Origin of the sequence: Bradyrhizobium sp. Ec3.3 (genome assembly GCF_000472925.1) — a bacterium.
Classification (GTDB): Bacteria; Pseudomonadota; Alphaproteobacteria; order Rhizobiales; family Xanthobacteraceae; genus Bradyrhizobium.
The window spans coordinates 129,341-146,448 of sequence record NZ_AXAS01000013.1; the positions used below are offsets into that span (position 1 = coordinate 129,341).

General features: G+C 64.9%; 18 protein-coding genes and 1 pseudogene. 5 read left to right on the forward strand and 14 right to left on the reverse strand.

The genetic code is table 11. The features are described from left to right. Positions 1-56: 56 nt before the first annotated feature. The 3 genes and pseudogenes from YUU_RS0115220 to YUU_RS56370 form a co-directional block, all read right to left on the reverse strand. On the reverse strand, positions 57-992 hold the full coding sequence (locus tag YUU_RS0115220) for a DMT family transporter (RefSeq protein ID WP_027523163.1): 936 nt from the start codon (positions 990-992) through the stop codon (positions 57-59). 348 nt (positions 993-1,340) lie between these two features. Then, positions 1,341-2,273, reverse strand: a complete 933-nt coding sequence (locus YUU_RS0115225) for a DMT family transporter (RefSeq protein WP_027523164.1) — start codon at positions 2,271-2,273, stop codon at positions 1,341-1,343. Positions 2,274-2,640: 367 nt separating this feature from the next. Beyond that, positions 2,641-3,593: pseudogene (locus YUU_RS56370) on the reverse strand (cation-transporting P-type ATPase); the annotation flags it as partial. A 317-nt stretch (positions 3,594-3,910) separates the two neighbouring features. Between YUU_RS56370 and YUU_RS0115240 the strand changes: the two are divergent. Both YUU_RS0115240 and YUU_RS0115245 read left to right on the forward strand, forming a co-directional pair. Beyond that, positions 3,911-5,203 carry an adenylosuccinate synthase gene (locus YUU_RS0115240; protein WP_027523167.1) on the forward strand — a complete coding sequence of 431 codons (1,293 nt, stop codon included), beginning with the start codon at positions 3,911-3,913 and terminating at the stop codon, positions 5,201-5,203. Between the two features lie 37 nt (positions 5,204-5,240). Continuing rightward, entirely contained in the window at positions 5,241-6,854 is a 1,614-nt protein-coding gene (locus tag YUU_RS0115245) for a hypothetical protein (RefSeq protein WP_027523168.1), read from the forward strand. Between the two features lie 66 nt (positions 6,855-6,920). Here the strand turns inward: YUU_RS0115245 and YUU_RS0115250 are convergent, their stop codons facing one another. The 4 genes from YUU_RS0115250 to YUU_RS0115265 form a co-directional block, all read right to left on the reverse strand. Next, complete coding sequence (locus YUU_RS0115250) at positions 6,921-8,201, reverse strand: hypothetical protein (RefSeq protein WP_051389750.1); 1,281 nt, start codon at positions 8,199-8,201, stop codon at positions 6,921-6,923. An 86-nt stretch (positions 8,202-8,287) separates the two neighbouring features. Further along, positions 8,288-8,560 (reverse strand): hypothetical protein, encoded by a 273-nt coding sequence (locus YUU_RS50925; RefSeq protein ID WP_035662401.1) that lies wholly within the window; start codon positions 8,558-8,560, stop codon positions 8,288-8,290. Positions 8,561-8,813: 253 nt separating this feature from the next. Then, positions 8,814-9,020 (reverse strand): hypothetical protein, encoded by a 207-nt coding sequence (locus YUU_RS0115260; RefSeq protein WP_027523171.1) that lies wholly within the window; start codon positions 9,018-9,020, stop codon positions 8,814-8,816. A 72-nt stretch (positions 9,021-9,092) separates the two neighbouring features. Continuing rightward, positions 9,093-9,335, reverse strand: coding sequence for a hypothetical protein (locus YUU_RS0115265; protein ID WP_035662404.1), 243 nt, complete (start codon positions 9,333-9,335; stop codon positions 9,093-9,095). Between the two features lie 150 nt (positions 9,336-9,485). Between YUU_RS0115265 and YUU_RS0115270 the strand changes: the two genes are divergently transcribed. Together YUU_RS0115270 and YUU_RS0115275 are read left to right on the forward strand one after the other, a co-directional pair. Next, on the forward strand, positions 9,486-9,911 hold the full coding sequence (locus YUU_RS0115270; protein ID WP_027523173.1) for a DUF5413 family protein: 426 nt from the start codon (positions 9,486-9,488) through the stop codon (positions 9,909-9,911). Between the two features lie 78 nt (positions 9,912-9,989). Then, the gene (locus YUU_RS0115275) at positions 9,990-10,541 is read left to right on the forward strand and encodes a DUF4112 domain-containing protein (RefSeq protein ID WP_027523174.1); all 552 of its coding nucleotides are present in this window, start codon (positions 9,990-9,992) and stop codon (positions 10,539-10,541) included. A gap of 211 nt (positions 10,542-10,752) precedes the next feature. Here YUU_RS0115275 and YUU_RS0115280 read toward each other — a convergent pair whose 3' ends face one another. From YUU_RS0115280 to msrA, 4 genes are all read right to left on the reverse strand, one after another. Beyond that, complete coding sequence (locus tag YUU_RS0115280; RefSeq protein WP_027523175.1) at positions 10,753-11,040, reverse strand: hypothetical protein; 288 nt, start codon at positions 11,038-11,040, stop codon at positions 10,753-10,755. A gap of 204 nt (positions 11,041-11,244) precedes the next feature. Continuing rightward, a complete protein-coding gene (locus YUU_RS56375; protein WP_080586674.1) occupies positions 11,245-11,409 on the reverse strand; it encodes a DUF3309 family protein in 165 nt (54 codons plus the stop codon). Between the two features lie 104 nt (positions 11,410-11,513). Next, on the reverse strand, positions 11,514-11,933 hold the full coding sequence (gene msrB, locus YUU_RS0115290) for a peptide-methionine (R)-S-oxide reductase MsrB (RefSeq protein ID WP_027523176.1): 420 nt from the start codon (positions 11,931-11,933) through the stop codon (positions 11,514-11,516). Between the two features lie 14 nt (positions 11,934-11,947). Then, positions 11,948-12,658, reverse strand: a complete 711-nt coding sequence (msrA, locus tag YUU_RS0115295; RefSeq protein ID WP_027523177.1) for a peptide-methionine (S)-S-oxide reductase MsrA — start codon at positions 12,656-12,658, stop codon at positions 11,948-11,950. A 246-nt stretch (positions 12,659-12,904) separates the two neighbouring features. Between msrA and YUU_RS0115300 the strand changes: the two genes are divergently transcribed. After that, positions 12,905-14,590 carry a caspase family protein gene (locus tag YUU_RS0115300; protein WP_027523178.1) on the forward strand — a complete coding sequence of 562 codons (1,686 nt, stop codon included), beginning with the start codon at positions 12,905-12,907 and terminating at the stop codon, positions 14,588-14,590. Between the two features lie 102 nt (positions 14,591-14,692). Here the strand turns inward: YUU_RS0115300 and YUU_RS0115305 are convergent, their stop codons facing one another. From YUU_RS0115305 to YUU_RS0115315, 3 genes are all read right to left on the reverse strand, one after another. After that, positions 14,693-15,808 carry an ATP-dependent RecD-like DNA helicase gene (locus YUU_RS0115305; protein ID WP_027523179.1) on the reverse strand — a complete coding sequence of 372 codons (1,116 nt, stop codon included), beginning with the start codon at positions 15,806-15,808 and terminating at the stop codon, positions 14,693-14,695. Positions 15,809-15,973: 165 nt separating this feature from the next. After that, on the reverse strand, positions 15,974-16,639 hold the full coding sequence (locus YUU_RS0115310) for a NapC/NirT family cytochrome c (protein ID WP_027523180.1): 666 nt from the start codon (positions 16,637-16,639) through the stop codon (positions 15,974-15,976). After that, on the reverse strand, positions 16,636-17,106 hold the full coding sequence (locus YUU_RS0115315; RefSeq protein ID WP_027523181.1) for a nitrate reductase cytochrome c-type subunit: 471 nt from the start codon (positions 17,104-17,106) through the stop codon (positions 16,636-16,638). Before YUU_RS0115315 ends, YUU_RS0115310 begins: the two co-directional genes overlap by 4 nt. Positions 17,107-17,108: the final 2 nt, after the last annotated feature.

Here is a 17,108-nt window from a genome sequence, read left to right on the forward strand (position 1 = left end):
TCGCTCTGCCCACCCTACGAGAGCATCACAACTGGCCGTGATCCCTCAGCGCGGAATTATTTCGACGCCGAGCCCTGCCGCGATGCGATCACGACGCCGGCGAGCACCAGCGCGTAGCCGACGAGATGGAAGAGTTGCAGCCTTTCGCCGAGCAGGAGGATCGCCATCGCCGAGCCGAACACCGGCACCAGATGAAAGAACGGTGCGGCACGGTTCGGTCCGATCAGCGCCACGCCGCGATTGAAGAAGAGATAGGCGAGCGTCGAGGGGAAGATCAGGATGTAGGCGAATGTCGCCAACGTCGTCGCATCCAGCTTCAAGACGTTGCCCGCGGAGAACTCCCACACCGCGGCCGGCAGCAGCATCATCGCCCCGCAGCAGGTGGTGAAGGACAGGAAGGAGAGCTGATGGATTTTTGGCCGGCGCGGGATGAAGGCGGAATAGAGCCCGAACGCCACCAGCGAGGAGGCGAACATGATGTCGCCCCGGTTGAAGCTGATGCCGGCTAGCGCCGCGAGATCGCCGCGCAGGATGATGATGAGGACGCCGAGCAGCGAGATCGCGATGCCGGCGAGCTGTGCGGCCGTCAGGCGGACGCCGAACAGCACCAGCGACCACAGCGCCACGAACAAGGGTCCGGCCGACTGGATCAGCAGCGCATTCAGCGCCTCCGTATATTGCAGGGCCCAGAACGAGATCGCGTTGTTGAAGGCGAAGCCGACCAGCGACAGGAACAGCATCAGCGGCAGATGCGCGCGCAATGCCTTCCAGTCGCGCCTCAGATGCGGCCACGAAAATGGCAGCAGGATGAGGAAGACGCCGAACCAGCGGATCGTGGTCAATGTGAGCGGCGGTACATGCGCGCCGACATGGCGCGCGAGCACGATGTTGCCGGCCCAGAACAGCGAGCTCAGGCTCAGCAGCAGATAGGGCTGGTTGTTGAGCCAGCCGGCCGGATTCGAGGCCGATGGCGCGGGCGAAGCGATCGTCATTGGTTTTCGTGAGGAACTTGCGCCGGATTACAGCCGCACCACAAGTCCCATCGCCGCAATGCTACAATGCAGTGGAGATCACGGAGGTGGCTTTGGCGGTTAATATGTTGAACATCGGCGCTTGATCTCACCCTCTCCTCTTGTGGGAGAGGGTGGCTCGCCGCGCAGCGGCGAGACGGGCGAGGGGTCTCTATCCGCCTGCGAATCTTTCGCGATTGAACTCGCGGAAGCAACCCCTCATCCGGCGCGATAGCCGAAGCTGCACTTCGGCGTTCTCTTAAGAACGGCGGCCGAAGGCCGCCTATGCCACCTTCTCACAAGGGGAGAAGGAAGAAAGAAAAGTCGAACTCAGCTCGCCTGCTTGCGCGAGGCCACGAATACGCCCGACAGTACCAGCGCAAAGCCGATGAAATGGAAGGCCTGCGGCAGTTCACCCAGGAAGATTATCGCCATGATCGAGCCGAACACCGGCACCACGTGGAAGAACGGCGCGGCGCGGTTGGCGCCGATCAGCGCAACGCCTCGGTTGAAGCAGAGATAGGCGAGCGTCGAGGGAAACACCGCGACATAAACCAGTGTCAGAATGTTCGGCAGATCGAGCTTCATCACGGGACGGGCCGACAACTCCCATATCTCCAGCGGCATAAGGCACGCCGCGCCGCAGCCGAAGGTGAAGGCAAGAAATGACAGGCCGTGGATCGCGGGCCGCTTCAACGTCAGCACCGAATAGAGCGCGAAGATCACCAGGGCGACCATGAAGATCAGGTCGCCCTTGTTGAACTCGATGTTGGAGAGTGTGGTGAGATCGCCATGCAAGAGGATGGTCAGCACGCCGCACAGCGAGAGCAAAACGCCCAAGGCCTGCATCGCCGTGAGCCGGACGCCCAGGATGATCAGCGACCACAGCGCCACGACCAGCGGGGCGGCCGATTGCAGCAGCAGCGTGTTCAGCGCCTGCGTATGCTCCAGCGCCCAATATTGCAGCGTGTTGAAGGCGCCGATGCCGGTGATCGACAGCACGATCATCAGGCCGAGCTTGCGGCGGATCGCCGGCCAGTCCTTGACCAGATGCGTCCAGGCAAACGGCAGCACCAAAAGGAAGGCGAAGAGCCAGCGCAGGAAGGACAGCGTCACGGGCGGGATGTGGCCGGCGGCAAGCCGACCGACAATGGCATTGCCGGCCCAGCACAGCGCGGTGATGCTGAGCAGGAGATAAGGCTGGTTGGCGATCCAGTGCCGGTCGGGTGCGGCAAGGCGCGTGGTCTGGTCGGCGGCGGACATTGTGATTGTTATGGCCCCGGTTCATGCGCCGGGGCGTCCGGCCCGGTGGTGCGCCCCGGGCCGGGTCATTCCCGGCCCGCTCACAGACACGGAAATCGACCTGATATCAATGGGGCCCGGCGCATCGCGTCCATGCGCGGCTTCGATGCGCGGGGAACCCTCGCTTCAACTCTTCCGCCCGGTGCGGATCCAAAGGTCAGGAAATCGAACACCGACGACAGGGGGCCCATGATCGCGGCGAAGCGCACCAGGCGCGACATGCTCCACACCTGCGGCTGCGCGGTTGCCTGCGCCGAGACGCGGTCAAAGGGAATGCCGAGCTCGGAGAGATCGTAGAGCAGGTTGTTGAGCAGGTGGCATCGTCGATCGTGCAGAGTTCGAGCACTGCCTCCGGCGCGCCCTTGACGATCAGCAGCGCGCCTTCGGGACCGCTCGCCAGCACCGATCCCAATCGCCGGGAGAAATCGAACACCTGGCGGCCCGCGAGTGTCCAGCCTTGCGCGGCGCCCACGCAGCCGGCGACCAGCGCCGCATCGAGCGAGCCGCGGTCGCCGCCGAGCGAAGCCGCAATGGCACCGAGCTTTACAGCGCGCGCATCCTCCTTGCCGTAGGCGTCGAGACTCTGCGCAAGCGTGATCTCGGCCGAGGTCAGCGTGCCCGTCTTGTCCGTGCACAGCACCGTCATGGCGCCGAGGTCGTGGATCGCCGCGAGGCGCTTGACGATCACCTTGCGGCGGGCCATGCGCCGCGCGACAAGGTCACCGTGGTGATCATCGGCAGCAGCTCCGGCGTCAGCCCGACCGCAAGTGCAACGGCAAACAGCAACGCCGTGCCGTCGATGATCAGCGCGTCCGCCGGGATGATGTCGCCGGCACGGATGCGCAGGATGTCGCCGGGCACGACCTGCTCGACGTCGATCTGGCAGAACGCGCCGTCGCGCTTGACCTCGGCCTTCAGCGCCACCGAGCGGCGGAGGATTTCGGCGGCCCGGACTGCATGTCCTTCCTGGATGGTGTCGAGCCCGATCGACAGCGTCAGGATCAGCACGATGATCAGCCCGCCGATGTCGTCGCCGGTCAGCATCGAGATGATGCCGGCGACCAGCAGGATCAGCGACAAGGGCTCGAAGAGCCGTCGCACGATCGCGCGCATCGCGGCCTCGATGCGCGGCGGCGCGTCGCTGTTCGGGCCGAAGCGGCTGAGTCGTTCGGCGGCATCATGCGTGGCCAGCCCCTGCAAGCCGCAGCCGAGCTGCCGGGCGAGCGCGTCGGCTGAAAGGCGCCAGAACTGGCTGGCCTGGTTTCCCGATGGTTCCGTCACGGCATGTCCGAAAGAGGCGTTATGGCCTGCAAAAGGTAAGGGGTGGAGGTGACAGCCATCCCTTAGGCAACCGGCGAACGGAGCGGTTGATGCGTATCAATTCAGCGGTTCCCGAGCTTGCCGGCGCGGTCCCGAACCTTTCCGGATTTTAAGGGGATATCAAAGGCTTGGATCGCGCTTTAGGCCTCGAAAAGGCCCCGTTCTTGCTTGCCTAGAGAGGCTGCTTCCGATATCCGGTTGGCTGCCTCGCATGCGAGCGGCCCCCGGCCGTGGATTGGGCTGGGCGCATCTAAATCTTGCATAGGGAATACCCGCGAATGGCCAATGTTGTCGTCGTCGGCGCCCAGTGGGGCGACGAGGGAAAAGGCAAGATCGTCGACTGGTTGTCGGAGCAGGCCGACATCGTCGCGCGTTTCCAGGGCGGCCATAACGCCGGCCATACGCTGGTCATCAACGGCGAGACCTACAAGCTCGCGCTCCTGCCCTCCGGTGTGCTGCGATCGTCGAAACTGTCGGTGATAGGTAACGGCGTGGTGTTCGATCCGCAGGCCTTCCTCGACGAGGTTGCCAAGCTGCGCGGTCAGGGCGTCGCGGTCGGCCCGGAGAATTTGCGCGTGGCAGAGAACGTCACCCTGATCCTGCCATTGCATCGCGAACTCGACGCACTTCGCGAGAGTTCCAATTCGGCGACCGCGATTGGCACCACGCGCCGCGGCATCGGCCCCGCCTATGAGGACAAGGTCGGCCGTCGCGCGATCCGGCTGATGGACCTCGCCGACCTCGACACGCTCCCGCACAAGATCGACCGTCTGCTGGCGCATCACAACGCGCTGCGCCGCGGCCTCAATCTGGAGGAGTTCGACGCGGCCGCCATCCTGCGCGATCTGACCGCGCTGGCGCCGCAGCTCCTGCCCTATGCCGAGACGGTGTGGCGGCTGCTCGACATCAAGCGCCGCGAAGGCAAGCGTATCCTGTTCGAAGGTGCACAGGGCGCCCTCCTCGACGTCGACCATGGCACCTATCCTTACGTCACCTCGTCGAACACGGTGGCGGCGCAGGCCGCGACCGGAACCGGCCTCGGTCCGAACGGCGTCGGCTATGTGCTCGGCATCTGCAAGGCCTATACGACCCGGGTCGGCCAGGGGCCGTTTCCGACCGAGCTCACGAACGAGATCGGCGAGGAGATCGGCCGCCGTGGCCGCGAGTTCGGGGTCAATACCGGGCGCAAGCGCCGCTGCGGTTGGTTCGACGCCGTGTTGGTTCGCCAGACCGTGCGGACCTGCGGCATCAACGGGCTGGCGCTGACCAAGCTCGACATTCTCGACGGCTTCGAGTCGATCGAGGTCTGCACCGGCTATCGGCTGGACGGCAAGGAGATCGACCACCTGCCGGCCGGCGAGGGCGCGCAGGCCCGGGTCGAGCCGATCTACGAGACCATCGAAGGCTGGAAGGAGCCGACCGCAAATGCCCGCTCCTGGGCGGATCTGCCGGCCCAGGCGATCAAATATGTGCGCCGGATCGAGGAACTGGTGGGCTGCCCGGTCGCACTTCTTTCCACGAGCCCCGAACGTGAAGATACTATTCTGGTACAAAACCCGTTTGAGGCTTAACGATATCTTACCGGGACAGGCGCATAGTTGAGTTGAAATGGCTGATTACTATCCGCTAATCGCCCGTGCTATTGCCGCCCTGGACCCCAATGCTCCCGGCGAAAGCCGCCGCGCGCTCTATGAACGGGCGCGCACGGCGCTGATCGCGCAGCTCCGCAGCGTGCAGCCACCGCTCTCCGAATCCGAGATCACGCGCGAGCGCCTGTCGCTGGAAGAGGCCGTCCGCAAGGTCGAATCGGAAGCCGCCCAGCGCGCCCGCGAGGCCTCGCGCCCGGGCGGCGGCCCCCGCACCGGCGGCGGCAGTGGTGATGCCTTCCGTCGGGCCAGTGCCCGCGCCGCCGAGGGCGCTCTGCCCGTTGCGCCGCCTTCGGCCTCATCGCCCGCACCGCGCCCCCCGCGTCCCGCGGCGCCGCCGCCGTCGCGCAACGAGCGTCCCCCGCTTGGCGGGGACGATCTCGGAGACCGCGACGCCCAGCGCCAGTCGCGTCCTCCGCGCCCGCAGGCTCCGCCCCCGATGCCCGAGCCGCCGCCGGCGCCGCCTGCGGCGCGCGATCGCTCCACCTCGCGCCGTCCCCCGGAGGGCGCACCACCGCAGGCGCCGGGCGTTCGCGGCTTTCGCGACATCACCGCGGATGCCGACGATCTCGGCCGGGCCGCAGCGCAAGCCAACCGCGCCGCGCGCCGCACCTACGCCAACGTGCCGTCGCCCTCGCCGGAGTTCGACCGGCTCGAGCCGAATCTGGAGAACCGCGGCGGGGAGCCGCCGGACGTTCCGTATTCCTATGACGAGTCGATCGAGGAAGCCGAGCGCTACGCGCCCCGGCCGTCCGCGCCGCGCCCGCACATCCCGGTCCTCGACCGCGACACCAAGAAGCGCCGCTCCGGCTCCACCTTCCCGTTCAAGAGCGCGATCGCCGTCGGCATCGTGCTAATCCTGGTCGGTGCCGGCATCCTCTGGGGCAAGCAGGCGGTGCAGACCGTGAGCGGCCTGTTCAAGCCATCACAGACGCAGGTCGTCGAGGCGCCGAAGGATACGTCGCAGCCGGCGCCGAAGCCGAAGATCCCGGATCGCGTCGGCCAGCCCTCGTCGACCGAGCAGCCGGCCGCGCCGGTGGCGCAGAAGGTCGTGCTCTATGACGAGGATCCGTCCGATCCCAAGGGCAAGCAATATGTCGGCACCGTGGTCTGGCGGACCGAGCCGATCAAGGCCTCGGGCAATCAGAAGGCCGACGTCGCCGTGCGCGCCGACATCGACATCCCCGACCGCAAGTTCAAGATGACGATGTCGTTCCGTCGCAACACGGATTCATCGCTGCCGGCGAGCCACACCGCAGAGCTGACCTTCATCCTGCCGCCGGACTTCCCCGGTGGCGGCGTCGCCAACGTGCCTGGCATCCTGATGAAGTCGAACGAGCAGGCGCGCGGCACGCCGCTCGCGGGCCTCGCAGTCAAGGTCACCGACGGCTTCTTCCTGGTCGGCCTCTCCAACGTCGATGCCGATCGCGCGCGCAACGTCCAGCTCCTGAAGGAGCGCTCCTGGTTCGACGTGCCGTTGGTCTACGCCAACCAGCGTCGCGCCATCATCGCCATCGAGAAGGGTGCCCCCGGCGAGCGCGCCTTCAACGACGCGTTCGCGGCGTGGGGGGAGTAGGGAACACTTCAACCGCTTTCGTCATTCCGGGTTCACGCTTCGCGCGCCCTCGAATGACCGCAGAACCTAGTGCCCCGTCCCGCCGATCTCCACCACGCCCACCTTGTTGACGAGGCTGTTGGCCAGCACCGGGTTGCCGTTGCGGTCGACGTCCATGTTGCGGACGATGTCACCGCCGCCGGGGATCGCCCAGCTCTGGAATTTCTCGCTTGCGGGATCGAAGCGGACGATGGTGTTGGGTTTTGCGGCGGACTCGCTGTACCAGACTGCGCCCTTGGTGAAGACGATGCCGTAAGGCTGCGACTTCGGCCCGCTCGGTGAAGCCCATTCCTTCACCATGCCCGTTGTGGGATCGAGCCGGCCGAGAAAGCCGCGAGCGAAATCGACATACCAGATCGCATCGTCGGGGCCGACAGCGAGCCGGCGCGGGCGGGCGGCCGCATCCGGCAACAGGTACTCGCGGATCTCCATCGTCTTCGAATCGATGGTTGCGATCTTCGGTGCGCCGAACTCGACGAACCAGACGGCGTTCTTCGCATTCACCACGATGCCGTAGGGCCGCGCGTTCGCCGTCGGCGGCGTGACGAGCCTGATCTCGCCGCTCGTTGGATCAAGGCGCCCGACCTTGTTGCCGCCTTGCACGGTGAACCAGATGATGCCGTCATGGTCGAAGACGAGCGTATGCGGGTCCTTGGCCGATGCATCCGGCAGCCGGTACTCCCTGACGTCGCCGGTCTTCGGATCGAGCCTGCCGATCAGCCCGGCGAAATTGCCGGTGAACCAGATGTTGCCGTCCTTGTCCTCCTTCAGCCCGTGCGGACCGGTCTGTGGATTGAGCTTGTATTCGCGGATCGCGCCGCTGGCGGGATCGAGGCGGCCGAGCACGTTGGCGAGCTGGCCCGAGTACCACAGCGATCCGTCACGAGCGGCGAGCGGATCGTGCGGCCGCGAGCCCTCGGTGGCGACCGGCCACTCCTTGATGTCGATCTGCGTGTCGCCGGCGATCAGCGCTGCCGCCGGCCGTGGCCGTTCCGGAAAGCTCTTGATGAGATAGTCGGTGATCCCGGCGACCTCCTCCGGCGGGATCGGCGCGCCAAAATTCTGCATCATGCGGATGACGGTGTGCCAGCCTTCGGGCGAGTAGCCCGCCGTGAGCCGGCCGATGTCGTGGCAGGAGCCGCAGATGCCGACGACGGTGTTCTTGCCGGGGCCATCCGGAAAGTTGACGCCGGCCTGCTGGGCGGGCGCCGCGCAAGGCGCCAGTGCCAGCAAGGCGGCTGTGCTCGCCGGGATAAGGAATTGCCGCCAGCCGCCCGCGATCAGGATCCTCGCCCAAATCTTCGCCATGTCTGTTGCTCCAGCTCTCTTGGCCGGGCCTCAGCATAGCGTCGATCGCGACAGGACGCCGCTCAACTTGCAGTGCGCGCGAGGGATCAGTTCGCGGCAGCTTCCCGCTTGCGCGCGGCGGCGGCCTCGCGGTCCATCACGGCGCGGCAGCCCGGGCTGACATGGTGCTTGTTGCGGACCATGCAGGCAGTGACCCGGGAGATGTAGGGGATTTCGCTGGCGCACAGCCGCATGGCGTCGCTGGTGCACATCTGTTGCGCCTCGGACGAGAAGGCGAGGCCGGGTGCGGCGTGAAGCACGGTGGCAGTTGCGGCAATGGCGGCGAAAGTGGCGATCTTCCCGATCCGGTAACTAGACATGTGAGATGCATCCCCAAGATTTTGGCGGTGTTGGCCGCTTGTGCATTGGAGGCGCCGCACGCGGCTTGCGCTGCCGCACGTCAGGTCCGACACGCGGGGAGATGCCCCCGGTGTGGTTGCTCGATTACGCTTGAGATTTCGAATCGAAAGTGCTGCGCCGCCCCGATTCGATTATGCGCGAATGCTGCGAAGCTTCAATGGTTCGTGTGAACGATTTCACGATTGTTGCGCGTTCGTCACGGCAACGCTTGCCTCACGCACGCGCCGAGGGCGCGTCAGCGAGAGCCGCGGCATGCTCCTCGATCGCCGTGACGCCTTTGGACGTCAGCTCGAACAGGTCTCCGTCCTTCATGACATAGCCTTCGATGATGAGCTCCTCGATCTCGCCATGGCGGTCGTCGGCGAAGGCGATGGACTGGCTAATGTCCCTGAGGATCGCGAGCTGTTCGTCGCGCAGCATCGTGGCATCTCCGTCTTAAGGCGCGATGAGGTCAGGATGAATCGTCATCGCGCTTAGGGCGCCGCAAGCGCCTTACATGCCGTGGCTCTCGAACACCTTGCGGCAGGAGCGCGAGAGCCTGGCCCGGTTCGCCTGGAGGCAGGACTGGACCGCCCCGTCATTGCCGAGATCCTTGCGGCACAGGCGCTCGGCGTCGCGCGAGCAGGCCTGCTGCTCTCCTGGGGTTCCAGCATGACCTTGCGCGAATGCCGGCGGGCTTGTGAGGCCGGATGCGGTGAGCGTAATCGTTGCCAGGAACAGGGTCATCCAACGCATGGCCAAATCCAATCTCCTGAAAGGGCAGACATGTGGTGCGTTCACAGAACCCGGCGGCCTGCCACTTGTTCCCCGGCCGCCCCGACCCGGCTATCCAAGCTTCTCAGGGCGCTGCTATAACGGGGCGGGTCTTGAGGTGAGGGGTAATTGATGAAACGGTATCTGGTTTTTGCGCTGGTGGGCCCGTTTGTCGGTGGTTTCCTGCTGCTGCTGACGACGACCTACCAGTCCGGCTATTGGGCCCAGACCAATTTGGGCGAGGTCGGCAAGCTGTTCGTGGTGTTCTTCAAGACCCTGCAATACAGCTATTTGTTCGGCTTCCTTCCCTCGCTGATGATCGGCGCGGTCGACGACATCCTGGTCCACATCAAGCGGATCGGGCCGGTGCTGCGGATGCTGCTGGTTGGCCTGTTCGCGTTCGTGCTCGCCGCTATCACCTATGGCTCGCGCGGGGCGGATACCGGCGCGGTGCAATGGATCCTCTATGGCCTCGTCGGTTTCGTGCCGAGCGTGATTTCGTCATGGCTCGTGCATAAATATGTCGAGGAGTCGCAACCGGCTCCGGCGCCAACCTGAGGGCAGGGGCGGCGATTGGGCGCGGCGCAGCAACCGAAGCGGCGCATGCGCGTTTGCCCAAGCGATGACGCTCAACGAATGACGATGTCTGACGACGATATTCTTGCAACGCGCCGTCCCCGCTCGGGGAGGACCTCGCGCGCGGCCTTCTCGGGCGATGAGGCGCGTGGGCCGATCATCGATCAGGACGGCCGCGAGATCCGTCCCGAGACGCTCGGAGAGGGCTTTCGCGAATTCGGCCAAGAGTTCGGCCAAGAATTTGGCCAAACCAATCCGTTCGGCAATCTGACGCGCGAGCAGCGGCTGGCGCGGCTCGAGGCGATCGCAAAGCTGCTCGACGTCGCCTTCATCCTGCCCGGCACCAATATCCGCTACGGCATCGACGGCCTGATCGGCTTGATCCCTGTCATCGGCGACATCATCACAACAGCGATCTCGCTGTGGCTGGTGCGCGAGGCCCGCGCGCTGGGCGCGCCCTGGTACATCACGGCGCGGATGCTCGGCAATGTCGCGGTCGACGGCGTGGTCGGCATGGTGCCGTTCGCAGGCGATGCCTTCGACGTCATGTTCCGCGCCAACATGCGCAACGTCCGCCTGTTGCGCCGCTGGCTGGACAAGCAGCCGCGCTAGAGCATGATCCGGACCGGAGCGCCGCGTTAGCGCAAAGTGTGGAGCGGTTTTCCCTCGCGACAAACGCGGTACGCGTTTGCGCGGAGATCATGCTCAAACAACAGCCTAAAGCGCGATGACGATTCATCCTGATCTCATTGCGCTTTAGACGCGAAAAGCGCGGTAACCTTTCGGCTACCGCGCTCATTGCGCATCGGAGGATGAGAAAAGCTTACGCCGCGTCGGCGTCGGTGTTCGCGGCCGGCTTGCGGCGGCGCGGCAGCGGGAACGCCTCGCTCTCATAGAGCGAGCGGATGCCATTCTGGTCGAAGCGAGCTTCTTCGACCTGGAGGTACGCGCCGTTCAGTGAGTCCGTCGGCAATTCCTCGATCGCAAAGCGCACGGCTTCGGCCGCGGTGCCGAACCGCCGATAGGTGAAGCCCGCACGCTTCTTCTTGCGGATCGCGGCGGGGAAAAGCTCGGCGGAGGTATTGAAGTTGAACGGACGCAGTGGACGCATGGTCAAAGACCTCGTGATCTTCTTCGGTTACAGGCGCGTGTGGGGTTTGTTGAGCGCGGGCCGCAATCGGGCGGCCATGGCATTTTCGCCCTCTAATATAGGCCGATTTGACGGAAATGCGACCCCTGCGAACGGAGATGATGAATCCACGCATGGCAGCCACGCAAAGGAAATAAGTTTAATAAATTCAATAGCTTGGATGGTTTACAGCTTGCCAAGAAGCAGCAGCACGATCAGCACCACCAGGACCACGCCGCCAATCCCCATGCCGGAATGGCCCATGCCATAGCCATAGCCGCCAAATCGGCCGGACATGCCGCCCAGGAGGTAGATAATCACCAGGATGATCAGGATGGTTCCGAGGGTCATGGCGTCCTCCCTGACGGTCCGCCGGAATGCGCCTCCGGCCGCACCGTCAGAAGAGAAAAGCACATCCGGCCGCCGGGTTCCATGCCGGAACCCGGCTCTTGCCATTATCTCGGCTTGAGCTTCAGCGCCGCCGAATTGATGCAGTAGCGCAGGCCCGTGGGCGCCGGGCCGTCGGCGAAGACATGGCCGAGATGGCCGCTGCAATTGGAGCACAGCACCTCGGTGCGGATCATGCCGTGGCTTGAGTCCGTTTCCTCGTCGATATGGCTCTCGACCGCCGGCTGGGTGAAGCTCGGCCAGCCGCAGCCGGAATCGAATTTGGCGTCGGACTCGAACAGCACGTTGCCGCAGCCGGCGCAAACGTAGGTGCCGGCGCGGTGGTCGTGCTCGTACTCGCCCGAGAAGGGACGCTCGGTCGCCTTTTCGCGGAGTACCGCATACTGCATCGGCGTGAGCTCGCGCCGCCACTGCTCCTCGCTCTTGGCGACCTTGGTTTCGTTCGTGGGTGTCTTGGTGTCGGGCATGGATCTCCCGTTCGTCAGTTGGTGGCCTTGCTGGCGCTGACCAGCGTCGGCTTCTCGATATAGTTATCCGCGAACAGCTTTTTCAGGTTCTCGACCTTCGGGATGTCGTTGTAGGCGATGTAGGGCTGGTTCGGATGCAACGTCAGATAATCCTGGTGATAGGCCTCCGCCGGATAGAACGCCTCCAGCGCGCCGACCTTGGTCACGATCGGCTTACTGAAGACCCTGGCGGCATTGAGCTGCGCGATGTAGCCGTCCGCGATCTTCTTCTGCTCGTCGGAGGTGGTGAAGATCGCCGAGCGATATTGCGTGCCTGTGTCGGGGCCCTGGCGGTTGAGCTGGGTCGGATCGTGCACGACGGAGAAGAAGATCTGGAGGATCTTGCCGTAGGAGATCTTCTTCGGATCGTATTTGATCTCGACGGACTCTGCGTGGCCAGTCGTGCCCGACGAGACCGTGTGATAGTCGGCGCTCGCCTTGGTGCCGCCGGCATAGCCGGAGACCGCGTTGACGACGCCGGCGGTGTGCTGGAACACGCCCTGAACGCCCCAGAAGCAGCCGCCGGCCACGACCGCGGTCTGGATACCGCTTGTGGGCGCAGCGTCGACGGCGGGGGCAGGGATCACCACCGCATCTTCCGCAGCCCGCGAAGGCGCGGCGAAGGCCAGCGCCAGCGCGGCGGTGGCGGCGAGCAGAGGGAGGGAATGGAAGGCGGGTCGGCTCATGGCGGATCCTCGTTCGGTCGGTAGCGACAGTCTAGGGTGGTTGGGGCCGGGCGAACAGCCCGGCAGGCCGCCGCTTTCGGGCCTGCCCAAGATACGGACGCGCGGGCCGGATGTTACGCGCTGGCAGACACGAGCCCGTGAAGAAGCCATGCTAGCGTCGCCGGAACGCGGAAAATCGGGCCGGGATGAACCCCTCTCTTGGATGACCGACATAGAATGAGTGGCGGTGGAGCTTGTTCGACGAAAATGTTGCGCGTCGTTTCCCTGATCCTTCTCATCCTGCTGTCATCTGCGCCGGCCGTCCTGGCCGACCCCCAGCTTGGCGATGATCTCGAGACCTGCCGCGAGCGCAAGATCGACCTGCCGACGCGGTTCACAGCCTGCGAAAACCTGCTCGGCTCGGACCGCGTGACCGGGAAGGACAAGTCCATCGCGCTGACCGTGCGGGGCTTCACGCTTCTGAACAAGCGCGACTTCGACCACGCCCTCGAAGCCTTCGCCGCGGCGCGCGACGCCGATCCCGACAACATGGTCGCGCTCGACGGCCAGGCCCAGGCCCATCAGCGCAAGGGCCAGGATGATCTGGCGATGGCCGACTACAACCTCGCCCTTCAGAAGCGCCCCAACTATGGCGGCGCCTATAATGACCGCGGCACGCTGTACTTGCGCAAGGGCGCGCTCCAGAGCGCGCTCGACGATTTCAATCTCGCCATCAAATACACGCCCAATCTGCTGGTCGGTCACACCAACCGCGCGCGGACGCGGACCTTCATGAAGAATTACGACGGCGCGCTCGCCGACTTTGCTGACGCGCAGAAGATCGATCCGAATGCGCTGCAAATTCCCAACCATCGCTGCGTCACCTTTGCCGCGATGCGGCGCTTCGACGAGGCGCTCGCCGATTGCAACAACGTCCTGGGGAAGCAGCCGAAGAACCAGTATGCGCTCGCCAACCGCGCTGATGCCTACCTCGCCAAGGGCGACCTCGATTCCGCGCTGAACGACTACAACGCCATCCTCGAGATGAATCCGAACAACGTCCGCGCCCATGCCGGCCGCGGCCAGGTGTTCGAGCGCAAGCAGGATCTCGCGCAGGCGCGCGCCGACTACCGCGCCGCCGCCTTTGCGCTCACCCCGTTCGACGAGATCGACGTCGCGATGGCGCGTACCGGCGCGCGGAGCCGCCTGGCCGGGCTCGAGCCCAAGACGCCTTCGACGCGCTCGACCCTGCGCCGTGTGGCGCTGGTGATCGGCAACGGCGCCTACCGCAACGTTCATGCGCTCTCCAATCCGCCGCGCGACGCCAAGCTGATCGCCAGCGCGCTACGCGACGTCGGCTTCCAGACCGTCACGATCTCGACTGATCTTTCCCGGGACCAGTTCTTCGAGACGCTTCGCAGCTTTGCGGCGGATGCGGAGAAGGCCGATTGGGCGGTGGTCTATTATGCCGGCCATGGCTTCGAGATCGGCGGCGTGAACTATCTGGTGCCGGTCGATGCAAGGCTCGCGGTCGACAAGGACGCGGAGACCGAAGCCGTGGCGCTGGAGCAGGTGATCGCGGCGGTCGGCGGCGCGCACAAGCTGCGACTCGTGATCCTCGATGCCTGTCGCGACAATCCCTTCGCGCCGACCATGCAGCACACGCTGGCGCTCAAGCTGGTCGACAAGGGTTTTTCCAACATCGAGCCCAGTGTGGGTTTCATGGTGGTCTACGCCGCCAAGCACGGTGAGACCGCGATGGATGGCGACGGCAACGACAGCCCGTTCGCGCTCGCGCTCGCGCGTGACGTGCGGCAGCCGAATGTGGAGGTCCGCAAGCTCTTCGACATCGTCCGTGACGACGTCTGGCTCCAGACCAAGCACGTGCAGCAACCCTTCACCTACGGCTCGCCGCCCGGCAGCGAGGATTTTTACTTCGTGGCGGGCAAATGAGGGATTTCGTAGGGTGGGCAAAGCGAAGCGTGCCCACCATTTCTCCGCGCATTTGGATGGATGGTGGGCACGGCGCTTCGCGCCTTTGCCCACCCTACAGCATCACACCACCACGCTGAGCCGCTTGGCCGCCCTTGTGATGCCGGTGTAGAGCCACCTGGCGCGGCTGTCCTGGAACGCAAAGCTCTCGTCGAACAGCACGACATCGTCCCATTGCGAGCCCTGCGACTTGTGCACGGTCAGCACGTAGCCGTAGTCGAACTCGTCATAGGGCTTGCGCTGCTCCCAGGCGATCTGCTCGATGCCGCCCTCGAAGCAATCCGCGCGCACCGAGACCTTCGTGACCTTGTGACCGAAGTCCTCGTCCGGCGACAGCCGCATGCTGAGGATCCGCGACTTCGAGCGCGAGGTGTTGCGCGACTTCACGCGCCACAGGCCGCCATTGAACAGGCCCTTCTTGCGGTTGTTGCGCAGGCACACCAGCTTGTCGCCGGCGACCGGAAACTGGTCTTCGATATTCTGGCGCTGGCGCACGCGCATGTTGTAGGCGCGGCGGGTGTTGTTGCGGCCGACCAGGATCTGGTCGGCGCTCATGACGCGGTCAGGATCGAGCTCCTTGCGCGAGACCACCTCGCTCTCGCCATAGCGGCCGATTTCGAGCTCCCGACCCTCGCGGATGTCCATCGACATCCGCACGATCGGATCGTCCTGCGCCTGGCGATGCACCTCGGTCAGCATCGCGTCGGGCTCGGTATTGGTGAAGAAGCCGCCGCCCTGGATCGGCGGCAACTGTGCGGGGTCTCCGAGCACGAGCAGCGGGCAGTCGAACGACATCAGGTCGCGGCCGAGTTCGGCATCGACCATCGAGCATTCGTCGATCACGATTAGCTTCGCCTTCGAGGCCGGCGCATCGTCCCACAGTTCGAAGCTCGGCTGCTCCTCGCCGGATTCACGGGCGCGGTAGATCAGCGAATGGATGGTGGAGGCGTTGTCGCAACCCTTGTTGCGCATGACGAGCGCCGCCTTGCCGGTGAAGGCGGCAAACTTCACCTCGCCGTCGACGCCGTCGGCGATATGCCGCGCCAGCGTCGTCTTGCCGGTTCCGGCAAAGCCGAACAGCCGGAAGATCGGCGGCGTGCCGTTACGGCCGGGCTTTGCCTTGAGCCAGTCGGCAACGGCGTTGAGGGCGGCATCCTGATGCGGGGTAAATGTCGGCATTTTCGTCTTGAGGGAGGGCGAAAATGATCGATTCGCCAGTCCCCAAAACTAACCATTCCCCCCGCCGGTTCAAGCCGCGGCGCATGATCCGGAAAAGTGCGCAGCGGTTTTCCGAAAAGATCATGCTCAAACAACAACTAAAGCGCGATGACATCGCGCTTTGCCCTATTGCCAGCCGGGAACGCCGCGCATGTCGGGCAGGTGGTGGGCGATGCCCTTATGGCAGTCGATGCAGGTTTTCTCGCCCGTGAACAGGAAGCGCTGATGCGCGACGGACGCCCGCGGCGACTGCTTGGTGATGTCCATGGAATCGGCACTGTGGCAGTTGCGGCATTCCAGCGAGTCATTGGCCTTGAAGCGCGCCCATTCATGCGCCGCGAGCTCGAGCCGGTGGTCGACGAATTTCTCGCGGGTGTCGATCGTGCCGAAAATCTTGCCCCAGACTTCCTTGGAGGCCTGCATCTTGCGCGCGATCTTGTCGGTCCAGTTGTGCGGGACGTGGCAGTCCGGGCAGGTCGCGCGCACGCCGGAGCGGTTGCTGAAGTGGATGGTCGACTTCAGCTCGGCGTAGACGTTGTCCTTCATCTCATGGCAGCCGGTACAGAACTTTTCCGTATTGGTCAGCTCCAGCGCGGTGTTGAAGCCGCCCCAGAAGATGACGCCGGCCACGAAGCCCGCGAGCACCAGCGTACCCAATGCGAATACCGTGCTCGGCCGCGTCAGCACGCCCCAGAGCTCGAGCGCGAAATCCCAGGTTCGGGCGAGAAAGCCGCGCCTGGTCTTCGGATCTGCATTGGGGTCTACATTCGGGTCTCCGGCGGTCGTCGTCATCGGCGGCCACCGGGGCTTGAACGCGAGAGCAGCGTGTCGATGTCGGTGAAGTCGTTGCTGACAGGCGGCGTGGCGGTGTTCTGCGGCACGTGGCATTCCGTGCAGAAGAAGCGCCGCGGCGAGATCGAGGCCAGGAACTGGCCGTCACGGTCCATGAAATGCGTGATCGAGACCATCGGCGCCTGTGATTCCGCCGTGCGCGAGCGCGCATGGCAGGACAGGCACTTGTTGCTGTTGAGGTCGATCTGGTAGCCGTCGATCGAATGCGGGATCACCGGCGGCTGCTCCGGATAGTTGCGCGACTCCCTTTCGGAGGTGTTGCGGTTCGGCAGCATCGGCGGAGCCGGCCCTTCGTCGTTGAGCGGGGTCGGCCCGCGCAGGCCCGAGGTCACCGTCTGCGCGGTCAGCGAACTCGCGCCCGCGGCAATAGCGAGCGCCAGAAGGACGATTCCGGATCGTTTCATCATGG